Source organism: Olsenella sp. Marseille-P4559, from assembly GCF_900605015.1.
Lineage (GTDB): Bacteria > Actinomycetota > Coriobacteriia > Coriobacteriales > Atopobiaceae > Tractidigestivibacter.
Map to the genome: position 1 here is coordinate 198,394 of NZ_LR027573.1, position 16,818 is coordinate 215,211.

The window sequence follows — 16,818 nt, forward strand, 5'->3', positions numbered from 1 at the left end:
GCCATTACGTTGGCAAGCGTCTCCCGGAACACGTCCAAGGGCAGCCTTTCTACCCTCTCCCGGATGGCTTGGGTATCGAGGCTTCAAGTTCACGGCTCTTCGGCTTGAGCGGGGCCAGAATCCTCCCATAGAGAATAGTGAGCTGACCAGAGACGGTTTTATCGACTACCCAGGCCATCAACGGCTCGATGTTCGATGACCCTTGGTCCCGCGCCCCGGCCTGTTGAGACGTCTTCAGACACATAACAGCGGCCAGAGCCGCTTTTGTCAGCTGTCGTGTCGTTGCCCCGTTGTCCCTGCCAGCTCGCCCGATACGCCGAGGCCCCTGTTCCCGAAGAGAAGTTTCGCGCAGCGCACTTCTCGTAGGGAACAGGGGCCTCGGCTAGCGTAGCGGGTGACTAGCAGATCTTGTGGACCCACCCAAACTGATCCTCGACCTCGCCGGACTGGATGCCGGTGAGCGTCTCGCGGAGTTTCTTCATGACGGGGCCGACGTTCTCCATGCCGCTCTTGAAGACGTAGTGGACGTCATCGTTGTCGACCTCACCCACGGGCGAGATGACAGCAGCGGTACCGCACATGCCAGCCTCGACAAATTCGTTGTCTAGGATCTCCCGGAACTTGACCGGGCGTTGCTCGACCTTCATGCCAAGCATCTTCTCGGCAACGTCGACCAGAGAGCGGCGCGTGACGGAGGGCAGGATCGAGTCGGTGAAGGACTGCGGCACGACGAGGGTGCCGTCCTCCTTGACGAAGAGGATGTTTGCCCCGCCGGACTCCTCGACGTAGGTGCGGGTCTTGGGGTCGAGGAACATGTTGTCGGCATAGCCCTTGCTGTGGGCCTCGACGCTGGGATAGAGGCTCATGGCGTAGTTGAGGCCGGCCTTGATGTTGCCGGTGCCGTGAGGTGCCGCGCGGTCAAACTTGGAGACCTGCAGCTTGACGGGCTTGACGCCGCCCTTGTAGTACGGACCAACGGGCGTCACGAGGATGCGGAACTGGTACTCGTCGGCAGGTCTCACGCCAATGACGTCGCCGGTCGCAAACATGAACGGACGGATGTAGAGGGTGGCACCGGAGCCAAAGGGCGGAACGTAGGCGGCATTCGCCTTGATGACCTCCTCGACGGCCTTCACGAAGCGGTCCTTGGGGAACGGCGGCATGCAGATGCGCTTGGCGGAGTTGTACATGCGCTCGGCATTCTGGTCCGGGCGGAAGCAGACGATGTCGCCATCCCTCGTGGTATATGCCTTGAGTCCCTCGAAGACCTCCTGGCAGTAGTGAAGGAGCCCGGCGCACTCGGAGAGCGTGACGGTGTGGTCGGGCGTAAGCGTGCCCTCGTCCCAGACACCGTCCTTGTAGTTCGAGATGTAGCTATAGTCGGTGTGTGTGTACGTAAACCCGAGGCTACCCCAGTCGATGTCCTTCTTCTCCATTGGCATTCCCCTCTCATCCAGCTCGCACTCAGGCACGAGTGCGTGTTTAACCAGAGTAGGACGGTAGAACCAGCCGGCCGCAATCGTTGCGTAGCTTGTAACAAAGGAGGCTGGCACCTACACGGTGGAGCGAGGGGTCGCCTCGTACGCCATGATTCGCAACGCAGGCCGTAGCTTATCGGCATCCACTGCGGTCGGCACGCGTTGCGCCCTCACTTCACGGTCTCGTACGGTAGGCGGTCCACCAGGAACCCACGCTCCGCAAGCGCCGCGCCAATCTCGTCCAGCGCCTCCTCGGTTGGGGCGCTCACGTGGTGGAAGTGATACCCGGACGTCACGCGCGAGAGGGGTGTCGACCTGCTTGATGCAATCTCTGCCAGGTAGCGGGCCACGTCTCGACGGCTCGAGACGTTGAGCGACACAGAGATCACCCCGTAAGTGCGGTGGTTCACCACCACGTCCTCAACGGTGCCTCCCAAGTCGACAATAAGGTTGAGTTCGTCTTCTATCTGCTCCTCCGAATGGCGCACCTTGAAGATGCGCCGCGGCACGTCGCTCCTGCGCACCACGTAGCCGCGATGTGTGGACTCAACCTCAATGCCACTACGCCTGAGGAGCGCGATATCCTGCACGATGACCTGCCGGCTTACGCCAAGTTCGCCCGCCAGCTGGCCACCAGAAATTGGCTCCCCGGCGCTGTCGAGGAGCGCGACGATCTTTGCTCTACGATCTTCTCCGCCCATGCACCTTAGCCTAGCATGGATTCGAGGTCACCGTGAGGTGCTTAAGCGAGAGGTCGAGAATGGGCGCGGAGTGGGTCAGCGCGCCGGACGAGACGTAATCCACGCCCAGGTCTGCAAGGTGGGCGGCGCGCTCCATCGTGACGTTGCCCGAGACTTCCACCTCGGCAGCCCCGTCAATCACGCGGATGGCCTCGCGCATGGCATCCAGGTTCATGTTGTCAAGCATGATGATGTCCGCTCCGGCTGCCACCGCCTCACGAACCTGCTCGATTGTCTCGACCTCTACCTCGATCTTGCGTACGAAGGGCGCATAGGCCCGCGCGGCGGCAACGGCCTGGGCCACCCCACCGGCGGCATCGATGTGGTTGTCCTTGAGCAGCACGCCATCGGAAAGGTTGTAGCGGTGGTTGCCGGCACCCCCCACGCGCACGGCCTCCTTTTCGAAGACGCGCATGTTGGGGCAGGTCTTGCGCGTGTCCACCAAACGCGTCTTGGTGCCCGCAAAGAGGGCCGACATCCTCCGCGCCGCCGTCGCTATGCCGCTCATGCGCTGCAGGAAGTTAAGCGCCACACGCTCGCCAGAGAGAAGCGCACGCACGTGGGCACGCACGAAGCCCAGGTCCTGCCCCTCGGAGACGCCCTCCCCTTCCGTAACCGAAAACTCGCAGGTAGCTGTAGGATCAAGCAGCTCAAACGTGCAGGCGAACACATCCAGCCCGCAGATGACGCCGTCCTCCTTGGCAATGAGGCGGACCTCCCCTATGGCCTTCTCCCCTATCACAGACGCTGTGGTGACGTCCTCGCTGGTGATGTCCTCGCGAAGGGCCGAGAGAATCAAAGGTTCGGCCTGGAGCTTAAGCGTTACCGAGTTCATGCGGCATGCCTTTCTCGTACGATGTCGCGTGCTGCAAGCCGGGAGAAGACGAGGCTCTCGAGGAGCGAGTTGCTCGCCAGCCGGTTTGCGCCATGCACGCCGTTGCAGCTTGTCTCGCCCGCCGCATAGAGGTGCGGCAGCGTGGTCTCTGAGTGTGCGCCCACGTGAATGCCACCCATGAGATAGTGCTGCGCGGGCACCACCGGAATGGGTTCGCGGCGAATGTCGTAGCCCTCCTCAAGGCAGTGCTGCCAGATGTTGGCAAAGTGCCCGCAGATCACGTCTTCGCTCACGCGCTCGAACGAGAGGCGTACATAGCGCGAGCCCTCGCTCTCCATCTGGGCATAGATGGCCTTTGAGACAACGTCGCGGGACTGAAGCTCGTCGCAGAAGCGCTCGCCCGCAGCGTTGAGAAGGACGGCGCCCTCGCCACGGCAGCTCTCGGAGATGAGGAAGGCGCGCCCGGGCTTGTCGGTGTAGAGCGAGGTTGGATGAATCTGCACGTAGTCCATGTGGTCAAGCGTCACGCCATGGGCCGCGGCCACCCGGCAGCCGTCACCCGTGAGACAGGGGAAGTTGGTCGAGCGCTCGTAGAGGCCGCCAACGCCGCCCGTGGCGAGAATGACGTCGCGTGTGCGAAGCTCCGAGCGCTTGCCGTGCTCGCCATGCGCCACGATGCCCACGCAGGCGCCGTTCTCGACCAGGAGGTCGTCCATGCACACGTACTCGTGGACCCCGACGTTGGAGAGCTTGCGCACCTGCGCCAGCAGCTTGGTCGTGATCTCTTTGCCAGTGACGTCGGCGTGGTGGAGGATGCGCGGACGCGAGTGCGCTCCCTCGCGGGTGTAGTCGTAGCCGCCATCGGACGTGCGATCAAACTCCACACCCAGGCGCACGAGGTCCGCAATCACGTCGCGGCTCGACCAGATCATGGTGTCCACGCTCTCGGCTCGGCACTCGCCATGACCGGCGCGCATGGTGTCGTCGAACCACGAGTCGTAGTCGTCGTAGTCGCGCATAACGCAGATGCCGCCCTGCGCAAGCATCGAGTCGCAGCTCTCGAGGTCCTCCTTGCAGATCATGGTCACGCGCAGCGCACGCGGCAGGTTGATCGCTGCGTAGAGCCCGGCCACGCCACAACCCGCAATGACCACGTCACTCGCGAGCGGCGGCTCTGTGGCCGCGGTCTCTCTCATCGCCCGCGCCGACATCTCTGCCATGGCAGCACCTGCCATGCAGGTCACCTCCCCGCCAGCTCGAGCATGCGCTCGAGCGGCCCAACGGCACGCCGAGGGTCTTCTGGCAGCGCCACCTCCCCTGACATGTTCTCCAGGCAGGCCACGAGCTTCTCGGGAGTGACCATGTCCATGTTGGGACATATGGGTGCTGGTTCGGGGAAGAAGATGCGCTTGTCCTGGCCCTCGGTGCGCCGCGTGATCTCTGCGGCGACGCCCACCACTGTGAGCACGATGAACTCTCGCTCCTCACCTGCGGCTATGCGCTCGATGATCTGCTTGGTGGAGCCGATGAAGTCCGCCTCGTCGAGTACCTCGCGGGTGCATTCTGGGTGCGCCAGGACCAAGGCGTCGGGGTGCGCCACCTCCAGCGCCTCGACCTCGCCGAGGCCGATCCTGTTGTGCGTGGGGCAGTAGCCACGGTTCAGGATCACGTGCTTCTCGGGCACCTGCTCGGCCACATAGCGGCCAAGGTTCATGTCGGGAATGAAAAGGACGTTCTCCTGGGGCAGCTTACGCACCACCTTGATTGCGTTGGAGGAGGTCACGCAGACGTCGGCCCAGCGCTTGACCTCGGCTGTGGTGTTGACGTAGGCCACGACGGCAAGGTCTGGCACCTCTGCGCGCACGCGGTCAACGTCCTCGCGGCGCACCATATGGGCCATGGGACAGTCTGCCGCCGGCTCCGGCATGAGAACGTGGCGCGCCGGGCTAAGCAGCTTCACGCTCTCGGCCATGAACGATACCCCGCACAGCACGACGGTGGGCGCATCGAGGGTCTTGGCGAGACATGCCAGGTAGAACGAGTCGCCAACGTAGTCGGCCATGCGCTGCGTCTCGGCCGGAACGTAGTAGTGCGCGAGGACCACAGCCCCCCTCTCGCGCTTGAGTTGCGTCACGCGCTCGGCAAGCGCACCCTTCTCGTCACGCCGCACGGATTGGTCTTCCCCCACGATGCCCCCTTGGTAGCCATGGTCGCTGGTGCGACAGTATGAACTCTGTCTTGCCATCTGACAAGACAGTTCTTGAGAAAGGCAGATGGGGCGGCACCTGCCGCCGCAGCTATGACAGGACCGGTGGCGGCAGCTACGACGGCGCCGGTGGCGACGGATGGCAAGAACCACCTGATCTGCGTATGCAGAACCCTGGATTTTTGACATTTCGGACCCATAACGGGGTCCGTCTGGCAGAAAAGTCCGGTCGTGCGTACGCACCAACCCCATTTGCCGCCAGGTCCCTCCCAGCCAACTGGGGAGACGCACAGACCCTGTCAGAGAGGTCGGGTTGAGCGTACGCACAAGTGGAACTTCTCGCCAACCAGGCTCCCCGGATGGTCTCCCGCGGCAGAGCGGCCCAGTCGTGCGTACGTACAATCCCACCACTGCCACAAGAAGAGAGCCGCCTGCGCCAAACAGGCGGCTTTCGAAAAACGCTCGCTTGGCGGCGTGAGGCTTCCGCACCCCGCGTCCCTCTCGCGCTACGCGCCCTTGAGCACCACGGAGCGCACGACGCCAGCCGTGTTGTCACACGCATCGAGCAGGTTCTCCATCTGGTCGAAGAGGCGCGTCCAGGTAACGGTATAGCGGCCGCTGGGCTCCTCCAGGAACAGACGACGCAGGGCATTTTGGTAGACCAGGTCACCTTCGTCCTCGATGTGGCCCACGGCAATGGCCTTCTCCATGACCAGCGGGTCCTTCTTGTAGTCGGGCAGGTGGTCAATCATGATGCGGATGTCCTTGACGGCCGTGAGCGTGAGGTTGGCCATCTGTGGGCCCTCCTTGCGCATCTCGTTCACGTTGAAGAGGTCCAACCCCGAGGAGATGCTGTTCATGTAGTCCACGATGTCATCCATGGCAAGCGCAAGGTCATCGATGTCCGAGCGCTCAATGGGCGTCACGAAGGACGAGTAGAGCTCCTCCATGATGTGCTTGACCTTCTCGTCGCACTTGTTCTCGAAGACCTTCATCTGCGGAATCTCCGAGATGGTCTCGGGGAAGCCGGTGATGATCATCGCATACTCCACGGCCGCGTCCTCAATGCGTGCGGCAAAGTCCTTGAGCAGGGTGTAGAAGACGTCCTCTTTTTTGGCACGGGACATGGGTTCTCCTTAGAACACGACGAGAAAGAGCTTGGTGAGCAGAAATCCAATGAGACCACAGCCAGGGAACGTGAATACCCAGGCAAGGACCATCTCCTTGGCAACGCCCCAGTTGACGGAGCGGACGTTCTTGGCGGCACCGGCGCCCATCATGGCAGCCGTGGAAGTGTGGGTGGTCGAGACCGGAAGGCCCGTGAGGGTCGCAAGAAGCAGCGACGCCGTCGCGCTCACCGAGGCGGCAAAGCCTTGGTACTGCTCGAGCGAGACCATCTCCATGCCGACCCTCTTGATGATGCGCTTGCCGCCGATAGCGGTGCCGATGGCCATGGCAGCAGCACAGAGAACCTCAATCCACAGGGGGAACTGCGCGCCGTCGACCGACATGCCTTGCGAGAGGAGCACGGCCATCATGGCGGTGGACATGAACTTCTGGCCGTCCTGGGCGCCATGCATGGTTGCCATGCCGGCAGCACCAACGACCTGCCACTTCTTGAAGATGTTATTCATGCGGCGTCGGTCCGACTGGCGAAAGATCACAGGGATTACCCTGGCGATTGCCCAACCAGCGCCATAGCCCAAAACCGACGAGAGGATGAGACCGTAGACGACCTTGATCCACTCGTTCATGTTCACGCCATCGAGCCCGCCGTGCACAGCGAGCGCGGCACCGGTGAGTCCCGCGATGAGCGCGTGGCTCTCGGATGTGGGAATGCCAAAGACCCAAGCGATGGATGCCCAAGTCACAATGCCTACGGTTGCCGCCGCAAGGGCAATGAGGGCAGCATGGGTGTCTCCGCCAAAGTCGACCATGCCGCTCATGGTGTTGGCGACGGCCGTGGAGATGAGCGTCATGCCGATAAGACCCACGAAGTTGCACACCACGCTCATCGCGATGGCCTGGTTGACGCCAATGGCGCGCGTGCCCACGGGCTCGGCGATGGCATTCGCAGCATCCGTCGCACCATTCACGAGGATGGTCCCGATAACGAGGACCATGACCAAGGCGAGGAACGGACTGGTCTGGACGGCCGCGACGAACTGGGAGAAGCTGACCATGTGGGCGTCACCTTTCGATTGTTGGCCAAAGCATCATACCTGATGCAACCAAACACGGCATTCCCACTGCAAGGTTACACGTTACCGACACTCAGTTTGCAGTCTCTTAACGTGAGAGACAGGGGGACCGTCCCCTTGTCTCATCCGACGAGGGCCGCATTCCGCTACACGTTCGTCGACGTTTGTGTTGCGACCAGCACGCGTCACACATTCGTACACGAATGTGTGACGACGCGAAGGAGGAGCAGGGGGCCTGCCTTCCGCGCGGGGCAGCGACGCGGCACCCAGCCCGTACCCGCATCTGCCTCACCTACCAGACGAAACCCCGCCCACTGAGGATGCGCTCGAACGCGTGCTCAACGGTATCGGTGCGATAGCGCCCCAGAGGCAGCACCGACGGCTGCGAGGACTCCACCACAATGGGGCAGCCCGCCCACCTGAGCATCTCCATGTCGTTCTCGGCATCGCCAAAGACCATGCAGTCAGCGGCGTCAATGCCCAGGCGATCGGCCAGCGCCGACAAGGCCATCCCTTTGTCGACCCCGTTGGGTACCAGGTCAAGCCACTGCAACCCCGAGACCTTGACCGAGCAACGCCCGCCAAAGCGCTCATGCCAGTGCTTCTCGCGCGGGACCCCATCGGTGCAATACGCCGAGACCTTCATAAACGGCTCGGGAACCTGCGTGACGTCACCGAGTTCGGTCACGTTGTAGCCGGTCACATTGGTGAGATGGTCCACCAGCTCGGGCGCGCCACTTCGCACGTAGACCGTCCTCATCCCCGAGACTACGGGCTCGCAACCGGGGTCGGACAACATGTCCTCGATGATCTCGTGCGCAAGGCCATCGTCCATCGTGGCCCTATAGACCAGCTCGCCGCCCATGATGGCAAGCGCGCCGTTCTCGCACACATACGAGATGCGATCGGCAACGGGCGAAAAAAGCCGCTGCAGGTTGGTGTACTGCCGGCCGGACGCAGGGACAAAGGCGATGCCCGCATCCACGATGCGCTCGACAAGCCCCAGCATCTGCGGCGAGAAGCGCGGTGCCCAGTTGATGAGCATGGTGCCGTCGATGTCACTGGCAATGAGCTTGGGCGTGTGCATGGGATCTCCTTGTGGCGTGGGGCCAGGCCGAGGGTTGCTTTTACCCTATCTCCGATGAGGGGCTACCGTCTAGGGCCGCTGCCGACTCGTGGAAAACCGACGGTTGGGCAGCTTTAACCGTTCGGAAAACCCATAAACGGCGAGAAGTCACGAGAGGGGGCCGGCGACACGGGTGGCCCTGTCAGCAACTCGAAGTCGTGCGTACGCACCATGCCCAAGTTCTGCCAGGACTCCTACGTTTGCCCAGCTTGGAGCGGAAAGCATGGCAACGGAAGGGGGTCGTGCGTACGCGCGACCCCTAAGATTTGCCACGACCATCTCGCCCAACTGGGGAAACGCACAGGCCTTGTCAGAAAAGTCGGGCTGAGCGTACGCATGAGTGGAACTTCTCGCCACCCAGAGGCCTTGATGGTCCACAGTGGCAGAGAATCCCACCCGTGCGTACGCACAACTGAGACTTGCTGACAATCACGGCCTCCAAGAGCCCCATGCCGGCAGGAAACTGCCCTCGTGCGTACGCACACCATCGCGTCTGTTGGACCGCCCCAAGAGCCCCGCCGAGAACCGCCTCCGCACCCCAAAATCCTTGATGCATCAACTTTGTGATGGCTGCCAATGCTGGCCAACGCGCTCATGCTCCGCGCTAGGTTGGAACTATTTACTTGATGCATCAACCAATGACCGAAGGTGGCCGCTGTGGAACAAGAGGGGCGCTCCCTCAACGATATGCACATGGCACTCTCCCGCGCCTGTCACGCGCAGACGAACTACCTGCGCCCGCGCATGGCGCGCCTGGGCCTTTGCCCCGGCCAGCCAAAGCTCCTCGCCTACCTGACCATACACGGCACAAGCAACCAGCACGAGATGGCACGCTACATCGAGGTGGATGACGCCGCAGTCTCGCGCATGCTCGACCTGCTCCGCCAGGCGGGCTTTGTGCGCACCACATGCGGGCAAGACCGGCGCACCAAGGCCAAGGCCGCAGAGCTCACCGTAACGGGCCACGGTGCCCTTGCTGCCTGGGACAACGTCTGTGACAACGAACAAGAAGCTATGCTCGCCGGCCTGAGCGGCGAGGAGCGCGAGACCCTCGCGGCACTCCTTGGGCGCGCCCACGCGAACCTCGCCGCCGCCAATGCCCAGGCGCAACTGCGGCCACCCCAAAAAGGAGGCCTGCGATGAGTGACCTCCACCTTGTCTCTCGCTGCCTCAAGCCCTACCGCAGGCAGTTTGCGCTTGCGGCACTCTGTGCCTTTGCCGAGGCAACGCTTGAGCTCTGCATTCCCTTTGTGATGGCAAGCATCGTCGACGTGGGCGTGACCGCCGGCGACATGGGGCTTGTCCTCTCGCTGGGCGCCCGCATGGTGGCGCTCTCCGTGTGCGCGGGCGCCTTGGGGCTTGGCTACGCGCACTTCTCGGCCGAGGCTGCGATGGGCTTTGGTGCGGGCCTGCGCGAGGCCGAGTACGCTCACGTGCAGGAACTTGCCTTTTCGAACCTCGATGACTTTGACACGTCTTCCCTGGTCACGCGCATGACCACCGATGTCACCGTGATTCAAAACGCCCTCGTGATGGGATTCAGGCCCATGCTGAGAGGGCCAGTCATGCTCGTGTGCGGACTCATCATTGCCTGCACCATGAGCGCCAGGCTCGCTGTGGTCTTCTTTGTGATACTGCCTGCGCTGGCCTGCGCCCTCGCGCTTATCGTGCACCACGTGGCACCGCTCTTTGGGGCCATGCAGCACGCAATGGACCAGCTCAACGACACGTTGCAGGAGAATCTCGTTGCCATCCGCGCCATCAAGGCTTACGTACGAGAAGACTATGTGGCCGAGCGCTTCGAAGGGGTCAACGCGCGCCTTGCCAACGCAGCCACGCGCACCTTTAGGACCGCAGTGATCAACACGCCCGTCTTCACGCTCTCGATGAACGTGGCCAGTGTGGCGCTCCTCTGGTTTGGCGGCCAGATGATCATGGCGGGCGAGATGGGCGTGGGCACGCTTACCGGCTTCATGAGCTACGTCCTTCTCATCATGAACTCCTTGATGATGATCTCGAACGTGTTTCTGCTGCTGGCACGTGCCATCACAAGCGTCCATCGCGTGAGCGAAGTGCTGTGCGAGACGCCCTCCATCAAGAGCCCCGCAGAGGGCATCGACCACGTGGACACAGGCGAGGTCACGTTTCGCGACGTGAGCTTCAGGTACTCTCCTACGGCTGAGAAGGACGTCCTCTCGCACATTAGCCTGCACTTCCCCGCAGGCTCCACCATAGGCGTGCTCGGCGCCACGGGCTCGGGCAAGACCTCGCTCGTGCAGCTCATGGCGCGTCTCTACGACGCCAGCTCTGGAGGCGTCGAGGTGGGTGGCCATGACGTGCGCGCGTACGACCTCGCCGCGCTGCGCGACGGCGTGGGCATCGTGCTCCAGAAAAACGTGCTGTTCACGGGCACCGTTCGAGAGAACCTTCACTGGGGTGACGCCACGGCCACAGACGACGAGCTGCTACGCGCCTGCCAGCTCGCCTGCGCCGACGAGTTTCTCGACCGCATCGGCGGCCTCGACGCAGACCTTGGACATGGTGGCGGCAACGTCTCTGGTGGCCAGAAGCAGCGACTCTGCATTGCTCGCACGCTGCTCAAGCACCCGCGCGTGCTGGTCTTTGACGACTCGACCTCCGCGTGCGACATGGCCACAGACGCCCGCATCCGCGAGAACCTCTCCGCACTCACGGATGTCACGAAGGTCGTGATTGCCCAGCGCGTGGCGTCGGTCATGGATGCCGACCAGATCGTGGTCCTCGAGGACGGCCACGTTCACGCCACGGGCACGCACGCAGAGCTCATGCAGACCGACAACATCTACCGCGAACTCTACGAGTCGCAGGTGGGAGGCACGGCCGAGACGGACACCACAAGCGGGACAGCCGCCGCAGGCGAGAATACCGCGACCGCCGCCCCCAGAGCCGGAAAGGGGGCCCGCGATGAGCAATAGGGGCGGGGCACCGGCAGGCCCCAAGGACCTGCGCCACACGCTGAGGAGGTTCATCGCATACCTCGGCCACGCCCGCTGGCAGCTTCTGGCCGTGGCGGTGCTGGTATGCGCGGCGGGTGGCGCAAACCTTGCCGGAACGTACATGATCAAACCCGTCGTCGACGCCGTGGGCGCGGGAGACTGGACGCGCTTTGCCCATCTCGTTGCCCTCACCGCGGCCATCTATGCCACCGGCGTTGTCGCGAGTGTGGGCTACACCCAGACCATGGTGCGCGCGGCGCAGCGGGTGGTCTCTGACATTCGCCGCGACCTACTTGGGCACATTGAGACGCTGCCGCTCTCGTGGTTCGACCGAACGCGCAACGGCGATGTGATGAGCTACTTCACAAACGATGTGGACACCATCTCGGAGGCGCTCAACAACGGCTTTGCCAACATGGTGCAGGCAGCCGTCCAGACCGTGGGAACCATTGTGCTTCTCGTTGCCCTGGATTGGAGGCTCACGCTCATCACGCTGGCCTGCGACGCAATCATTGTGCTCTACGCGCGTTTCTCCGGCAGGCGCTCCAAGCGGCTCTTCTCGCAGCAGCAGCGCACCCTTGGCGCGCTTGACGGCTACGTGGAGGAGATGATCGCTGGGCAGAAGGTCGTAAAGGTCTTCGGCCACGAGGCCGAGAACCTCAAGGGCTTCAAGGCCTTGAACGAGGCCTTGCGCACAAGCGGTACCGGGGCCCAGGCCTACGCATCGACGATGGTGCCGGTGACGGTGGCCATCTCGTACACCAACTATGCCGTGGTAGCCGTCGTGGGCGCCTCGCTTGCCATCGCTGGGCACATGAGCGTGGGAAGCCTTGCCAGCTACCTGGTCTTTGTTCGCCAGGCAGCCATGCCCATCAACCAGCTCACGCAGCTCGGCAACTTCATGCTCACGGCCCTTGCCGGCGCGGAGCGGGTCTTCTCCGTTATGGAGGAGCCTGCAGAGGTAGACGAGGGCACGATCACGCTCGAGCGCGTGGACGCGGCCGGTGACGCGAAGGATGACGAGAGGCACCGCATGGCCGCCGGCGCCGCTGGCTGGCAGTGGCGCCGCGAGGACGGCAGCACGGTCCCTCTCGCCGGGGACGTGCGCTTTGGCAACGTCACCTTTGGCTACGAAGAGGGGCAGACGGTCCTGGCAAACCTGACGCTCTTTGCAAAGCCCGGGCAGAAGATCGCCTTTGTCGGCTCCACCGGCGCGGGCAAGACCACCATCACGAATCTCATCAACCGCTTTTACGACGTGCGCGGCGGCGAGATAACCTACGATGGCCTCGATGTGCGCGACATCAAGAAATCCTCGCTTCGCTCGTCTTTGGGCATCGTGCTGCAAGACACCCACCTCTTCCGCGGAAGTATCGCCGACAACATCCGCTTTGGCAGACTCAACGCCACCGACGAGGAGGTGCGCCATGCGGCGCGCGTGGCCAACGCAGACTCGTTTATCTCGCGTCTGCCACAGGGCTATGACACGCTGGTCACCGCCGATGGCGCAAACCTCAGCCAGGGACAGCGCCAGCTCATCGCCATTGCCCGCGCAGCCGTGAGCAACCCGCCCGTCCTCATTCTGGACGAGGCAACCTCGAGCGTGGACACGCGCACCGAGGCGCTTATCGCACGTGGCATGGATGCGCTCATGCGTGGCCGGACAGTCTTCGTGATTGCGCACCGGCTCTCTACCGTGCGCAACGCAAATGCGATCATGGTGCTTGAGCACGGGCGCATTGTGGAACGCGGAACCCATGACGAGCTTCTGGCGCAGCATGGCGAGTACTGGCAGCTGTGGACGGGGGCGCGCGAGCTGGAGTAGAGGCGCAGGTTGGCGCGGCGGACCATCCTCTCGCCCAGCGAACTGGGTGCCCCAGCCGGCGCACGCCAATGACGGGCACTGACTAGTAGAGAAGCTCGACCCCGAGCTCCTCGCAACGGTCGACCCATTCCTGCGAGGGCCGCTCGTCCGTCACGAGGTAGGAGACTTCCGACAGGCTCACCAAGTCGAGGAAGGCAACGCGATCGAACTTCGTGTGGTCGGCTAGAACCGCAACCCTGTCCGCCGCCTGGATGATGGCACGCTTCACCTGTACCTCGTCCTCGTTGGAGTCGGTGACCCTTCCCGAGAGGTCGAGGGCAGCGCACCCTATGAGGGCAAGGTTGACGTGGAAGCGAAGGATCGACTGGACGGCCGTCTCGCCTTGGAACGCAAGGGTGCCGCTGTTGAACTGACCGCCGCTCGAGATGAGCTCGAAGCCCTGCTCGTTGGCGTCGAGAAACGGGACGACCGAGCTCGTGACCACCTTTAGGCTCGGGGCTGCGTCCATCGCGCGCAGGACGCCGAGGGCCGTGCTGCTCGCGTCAACGGCAATAGAGGAGCATCCGTTGGCCAGGTGGGCGGCCTTCAGGGCGATGAGCTTCTTCTCATTGGATTGTCGGGAGCGGCGCTCCATGAAGCGTACGCCGCTCCTGGACACGGTGGAGTTCCAGATGGCCCCACCGTAGACCCTCGTGACAAAGCCTTGCTCCTCAAGCTTGTCCAGGTCACGCCTGACGGTCTCCTGCGTGATTCCCCAGCGGTTGCTCAGGTCAGAGACTGACACCCTGCCCTTTGAGGCATGAATGTAGCTCTTTATCTCCTCTTGTCTCTCGACGCCCCTCATCGTGGCCCCCATGCTCGCCCAAATAGCAATTTCCAACCATTATGAATAATCTAATCTACAAACTTGCACAGAGATTATTCTTGCGAAACGCAGGCGCCAATCAGATAAGTGGAGCTCAGGCACGCCGCCGCGCAAGCCTGGAGGCGCGGGGCTAGGCGTCGTACCTCTCCTTGTCGAGCGTCCCCTCCAGCTTGCTCACGATGACGGCGGTCGCCGCGTCACCCACGACGTTCATGGGCATGACACCCATGCCAGGAACGTAGTTGAGCGCGAGGACCAGGGAGTAGCCAACCAGGCACAGCGGCGTGTTGAGGCCGGCCCCGAGCATGACTACCGAGACGAGCGTCGCCCCGGCGGCGGGAATCGGCGGGGTGCCCATGGAGACCGTGATCGCAATGAGGGCGGCTGTGGCGATAAGGGCGGGCGTCATCTGGATGCCCGCAGCGGTGCCGATGAAGGTGACGGCTATTATCTGCATCGTTGTGGTCCCGTTCATGTTGATGGTCGCACCCGTAGGCAGGACGAAGCTTGCCACGTCCCTCGAGCAGCCGAGCTCGTTGACGCACGTCTCCATGTTGAGCGGCAGCGTCGCCGCGGAGGACTGCGTTGCGGCACCGAACAGTGCGATCTTGGCCGACTTGCGGGCGAAGGTGATGGGGTTCAGGCGCGCAACCAGGGCGACCGCAGCTGGGTAGAGCGCAAAAGCGAGAAGGATGCACAGAAGCATCGTGGTCGCAATCCACACCGCCGCAGGGCGCAGGTAGTCGGTGCCATAGACGGCAAGACTCCTCGTGACCATGCAGAAGATGCTCAGGGGTCCGAGCTTCCCCAGAACGAAGTTGACGAAGATCTGGATCAGCTCGTTCAGGCTCTCGAGGAGGTCCTTGATCGGTTTGGCCCTCTCCCCCATCTTCGCCATGCAGATGCCCGCGACAATCCCGATGAAGCACACGGCAAGGACGGAGCCGTTGTCGGACATCGCGGTGAACATGTTCGAGGGGACGATGTTGACGATGATGGAGAGCGGGTTGTATGCGTCGACGAGCTTGGTCTCGACGACCTCGGCCTCCGGCAGGGTGACGGTGAAGCCACCTGACTGGGCGACGAGGTAGGACACGATGCCCGCGACCGTCGCGGCCGCGACGTAGAGGCAGAAGAAGGTGACGAGCATGCGCACGGCGATGCGACCGAGCCTCTCGGGCTGTGCCAGGCTGCAGATGGACAGCGCCAGGGACACGAGGACAACGGGGATGATTGCGACCTGCAGCATGTGCATGAACAACTGGCTGACTATGTAGAACAGGCCGAGCCCATTCGTGCCCGCCTCGCTGGTTATGTCGACGAACAGCGCCTGGTAAATGAGCTTCCAAACATCGCTTCCCGCACCAATCGCACCACGGAGCGCTATGAAGCCGACACCCGCGAGGATGCCCAGCAGGACCGCAACGAACATCCGCTGAACGATTGTGAGCTTCTTCCTACCCTGCGACATCTCCGCCGCCTCTCTGACTGTCGGATGGGGTGCGCCTCGCCCGTGAAGGTCAAGGCACACCCCACGGCGAACGAACCGTGTGGCGCCGGTGCGGCGCCGCAAAACTACTTGTCGAGCGTCTCCGCCATGTCGCGCATCTTGCGCAGGTCATCGTCGGAGATGACGATGTCGGCGGCACGGGCGTTCATGTCCACCTGGTCAGGCGCGGTCGCGCCGGTGAGCAGGTTGACCTCGTCGCCCTGGTTCATGATCCAGGCGAGGCACAGCGTGGGGATGGTGCAGTCGTACTTCTCGCAGAGGGGCCTCCACTCGTCGAGCATGTCGATGACGCGCTCCATGTTGCCCGGCTGCCACCACTTCTTGTTGCCGCGCGCGTTGCCGGGCTCGGGACGGTAGCCCTTGGAGATGGTCCCGGTGAGAAGGCCCTGCTCGAGCGGCGAGTACGCCTGCATGGTGATGCGGTGCTCGCGGCACAGCGGGAGAAGGTCCCTCTCGACGCCGCGCTCGAGGACGTTGTACTTGCCTTGCACCAGGTCGAGCTCGCAGCAGCCCAGGTACTCCTCGATCTGTGGGATGCTCACGTTGGCTGCGCCGATGGCGCGAATCTTACCCTCCTTCTTCAGGTCGTTGAGCGCGCCGACGGTCTCGGGGATAGGCGTCTCGAAGGGCGGCACGGAGGGCCAGTGGGTCATGTAGAGGTCGATGTGGTCGGTGCCGAGGCGCTGTAGGGACTCCTCGACCTCGAGCTTGACCGACTCGGGCGTGAGCAGCTTGTAGAGCTGGCGGTCGCCGACCTTGTTCCAGGCGGTGCCCTTGCGGTTCCAGACGACGCCGCACTTGGTGACGAGGATGACCTTCTCGCGATCGATCCTCTTCAGGGCCTTGCCGACGATCTCCTCGGAGGCGCCGAAGTTGTAGCCGGGGGCAGTGTCGACCATGTTGATGCCCTGGTTGACCGCCTCAATGATGGTGTCGATGGCGTTCTGCTCGCTGGGGCCGCCACTCCAGGCGGGACCACCGCCGATGGCCCAGGTGCCGAGGCCCATCTTGGAGACCTGGATGCCCGAGTTGCCAAGTTCCATGTATCGCATAAACC

Annotated in this window: 14 protein-coding genes; 3 read left to right on the plus strand and 11 right to left on the minus strand. The window is 63.1% G+C overall.

Features of this window, described 5'->3' with window-relative positions; translation table 11 throughout:
- Positions 1-398: 398 nt before the first annotated feature.
- The 8 genes from E0E00_RS00905 to E0E00_RS00940 all read right to left on the minus strand — a co-directional run bounded on the left by E0E00_RS00905 (position 399) and on the right by E0E00_RS00940 (position 8,547).
- Entirely contained in the window at positions 399-1,442 is a 1,044-nt protein-coding gene (locus tag E0E00_RS00905) for a branched-chain amino acid aminotransferase (protein ID WP_130810554.1), read from the minus strand.
- Between the two features lie 206 nt (positions 1,443-1,648).
- Positions 1,649-2,179: a transcription repressor NadR gene (locus tag E0E00_RS00910; RefSeq protein ID WP_130810556.1), complete on the minus strand. Its 531-nt coding sequence runs from the start codon at positions 2,177-2,179 to the stop codon at positions 1,649-1,651.
- 10 nt (positions 2,180-2,189) lie between these two features.
- On the minus strand, positions 2,190-3,053 hold the full coding sequence (gene nadC / locus E0E00_RS00915; RefSeq protein WP_130810558.1) for a carboxylating nicotinate-nucleotide diphosphorylase: 864 nt from the start codon (positions 3,051-3,053) through the stop codon (positions 2,190-2,192).
- Positions 3,050-4,288, minus strand: coding sequence for an L-aspartate oxidase (locus E0E00_RS00920; RefSeq protein WP_242622075.1), 1,239 nt, complete (start codon positions 4,286-4,288; stop codon positions 3,050-3,052). Before E0E00_RS00920 ends, nadC begins: the two co-directional genes overlap by 4 nt.
- Before the next feature lie 5 nt (positions 4,289-4,293).
- On the minus strand, positions 4,294-5,241 hold the full coding sequence (nadA, locus tag E0E00_RS00925; RefSeq protein WP_242622076.1) for a quinolinate synthase NadA: 948 nt from the start codon (positions 5,239-5,241) through the stop codon (positions 4,294-4,296).
- A 524-nt stretch (positions 5,242-5,765) separates the two neighbouring features.
- Entirely contained in the window at positions 5,766-6,386 is a 621-nt protein-coding gene (locus tag E0E00_RS00930; protein ID WP_130810563.1) for a DUF47 domain-containing protein, read from the minus strand.
- 9 nt (positions 6,387-6,395) lie between these two features.
- Positions 6,396-7,442, minus strand: coding sequence for an inorganic phosphate transporter (locus E0E00_RS00935; protein WP_130810565.1), 1,047 nt, complete (start codon positions 7,440-7,442; stop codon positions 6,396-6,398).
- Positions 7,443-7,752: 310 nt separating this feature from the next.
- Positions 7,753-8,547, minus strand: coding sequence for an HAD family hydrolase (locus E0E00_RS00940; RefSeq protein WP_130810567.1), 795 nt, complete (start codon positions 8,545-8,547; stop codon positions 7,753-7,755).
- Positions 8,548-9,243: 696 nt separating this feature from the next.
- On the opposite strand from E0E00_RS00940, the gene E0E00_RS00945 reads away from it, so the two are divergent.
- From E0E00_RS00945 to E0E00_RS00955, 3 genes are read left to right on the plus strand one after another with little or no spacing between them, the layout of a single operon-like run.
- Positions 9,244-9,729, plus strand: a complete 486-nt coding sequence (locus E0E00_RS00945; protein ID WP_207302596.1) for a MarR family winged helix-turn-helix transcriptional regulator — start codon at positions 9,244-9,246, stop codon at positions 9,727-9,729.
- Complete coding sequence (locus tag E0E00_RS00950) at positions 9,726-11,540, plus strand: ABC transporter ATP-binding protein (protein WP_130810569.1); 1,815 nt, start codon at positions 9,726-9,728, stop codon at positions 11,538-11,540. The genes E0E00_RS00945 and E0E00_RS00950 overlap by 4 nt, the downstream gene beginning before the upstream one ends.
- Positions 11,530-13,386, plus strand: a complete 1,857-nt coding sequence (locus E0E00_RS00955; protein ID WP_130810571.1) for an ABC transporter ATP-binding protein — start codon at positions 11,530-11,532, stop codon at positions 13,384-13,386. Before E0E00_RS00950 ends, E0E00_RS00955 begins: the two co-directional genes overlap by 11 nt.
- A gap of 82 nt (positions 13,387-13,468) precedes the next feature.
- On the opposite strand, the gene E0E00_RS00960 is transcribed toward E0E00_RS00955, so the two are convergent.
- The 3 genes from E0E00_RS00960 to E0E00_RS00970 form a co-directional block, all read right to left on the minus strand.
- Complete coding sequence (locus tag E0E00_RS00960) at positions 13,469-14,230, minus strand: DeoR/GlpR family DNA-binding transcription regulator (RefSeq protein ID WP_165443481.1); 762 nt, start codon at positions 14,228-14,230, stop codon at positions 13,469-13,471.
- Positions 14,231-14,381: 151 nt separating this feature from the next.
- Positions 14,382-15,722: a dicarboxylate/amino acid:cation symporter gene (locus E0E00_RS00965; protein ID WP_130810575.1), complete on the minus strand. Its 1,341-nt coding sequence runs from the start codon at positions 15,720-15,722 to the stop codon at positions 14,382-14,384.
- A gap of 104 nt (positions 15,723-15,826) precedes the next feature.
- Positions 15,827-16,813, minus strand: coding sequence for an aldo/keto reductase (locus E0E00_RS00970; protein WP_130810577.1), 987 nt, complete (start codon positions 16,811-16,813; stop codon positions 15,827-15,829).
- Between the last annotated feature and the right edge of the window lie 5 nt (positions 16,814-16,818).

Excerpts from the sequence above, each read along its gene's own strand:
- E0E00_RS00905 (WP_130810554.1), bottom strand. The coding sequence starts at position 1,442 with ATGCCAATGGAGAAGAAGGACATCGACTGGGGTAGCCTCGGGTTTACG.
- E0E00_RS00910 (WP_130810556.1), bottom strand. The coding sequence starts at position 2,179 with ATGGGCGGAGAAGATCGTAGAGCAAAGATCGTCGCGCTCCTCGACAGC.
- nadC (WP_130810558.1), bottom strand. The coding sequence starts at position 3,053 with ATGAACTCGGTAACGCTTAAGCTCCAGGCCGAACCTTTGATTCTCTCG.
- E0E00_RS00920 (WP_242622075.1), bottom strand. The coding sequence starts at position 4,288 with ATGGCAGGTGCTGCCATGGCAGAGATGTCGGCGCGGGCGATGAGAGAG.
- E0E00_RS00930 (WP_130810563.1), bottom strand. The coding sequence starts at position 6,386 with ATGTCCCGTGCCAAAAAAGAGGACGTCTTCTACACCCTGCTCAAGGAC.
- E0E00_RS00935 (WP_130810565.1), bottom strand. The coding sequence starts at position 7,442 with ATGGTCAGCTTCTCCCAGTTCGTCGCGGCCGTCCAGACCAGTCCGTTC.
- E0E00_RS00940 (WP_130810567.1), bottom strand. The coding sequence starts at position 8,547 with ATGCACACGCCCAAGCTCATTGCCAGTGACATCGACGGCACCATGCTC.
- E0E00_RS00950 (WP_130810569.1), top strand. The coding sequence starts at position 9,726 with ATGAGTGACCTCCACCTTGTCTCTCGCTGCCTCAAGCCCTACCGCAGG.
- E0E00_RS00955 (WP_130810571.1), top strand. The coding sequence starts at position 11,530 with ATGAGCAATAGGGGCGGGGCACCGGCAGGCCCCAAGGACCTGCGCCAC.
- E0E00_RS00960 (WP_165443481.1), bottom strand. The coding sequence starts at position 14,230 with ATGAGGGGCGTCGAGAGACAAGAGGAGATAAAGAGCTACATTCATGCC.
- E0E00_RS00965 (WP_130810575.1), bottom strand. The coding sequence starts at position 15,722 with ATGTCGCAGGGTAGGAAGAAGCTCACAATCGTTCAGCGGATGTTCGTT.
- E0E00_RS00970 (WP_130810577.1), bottom strand. The coding sequence starts at position 16,813 with ATGCGATACATGGAACTTGGCAACTCGGGCATCCAGGTCTCCAAGATG.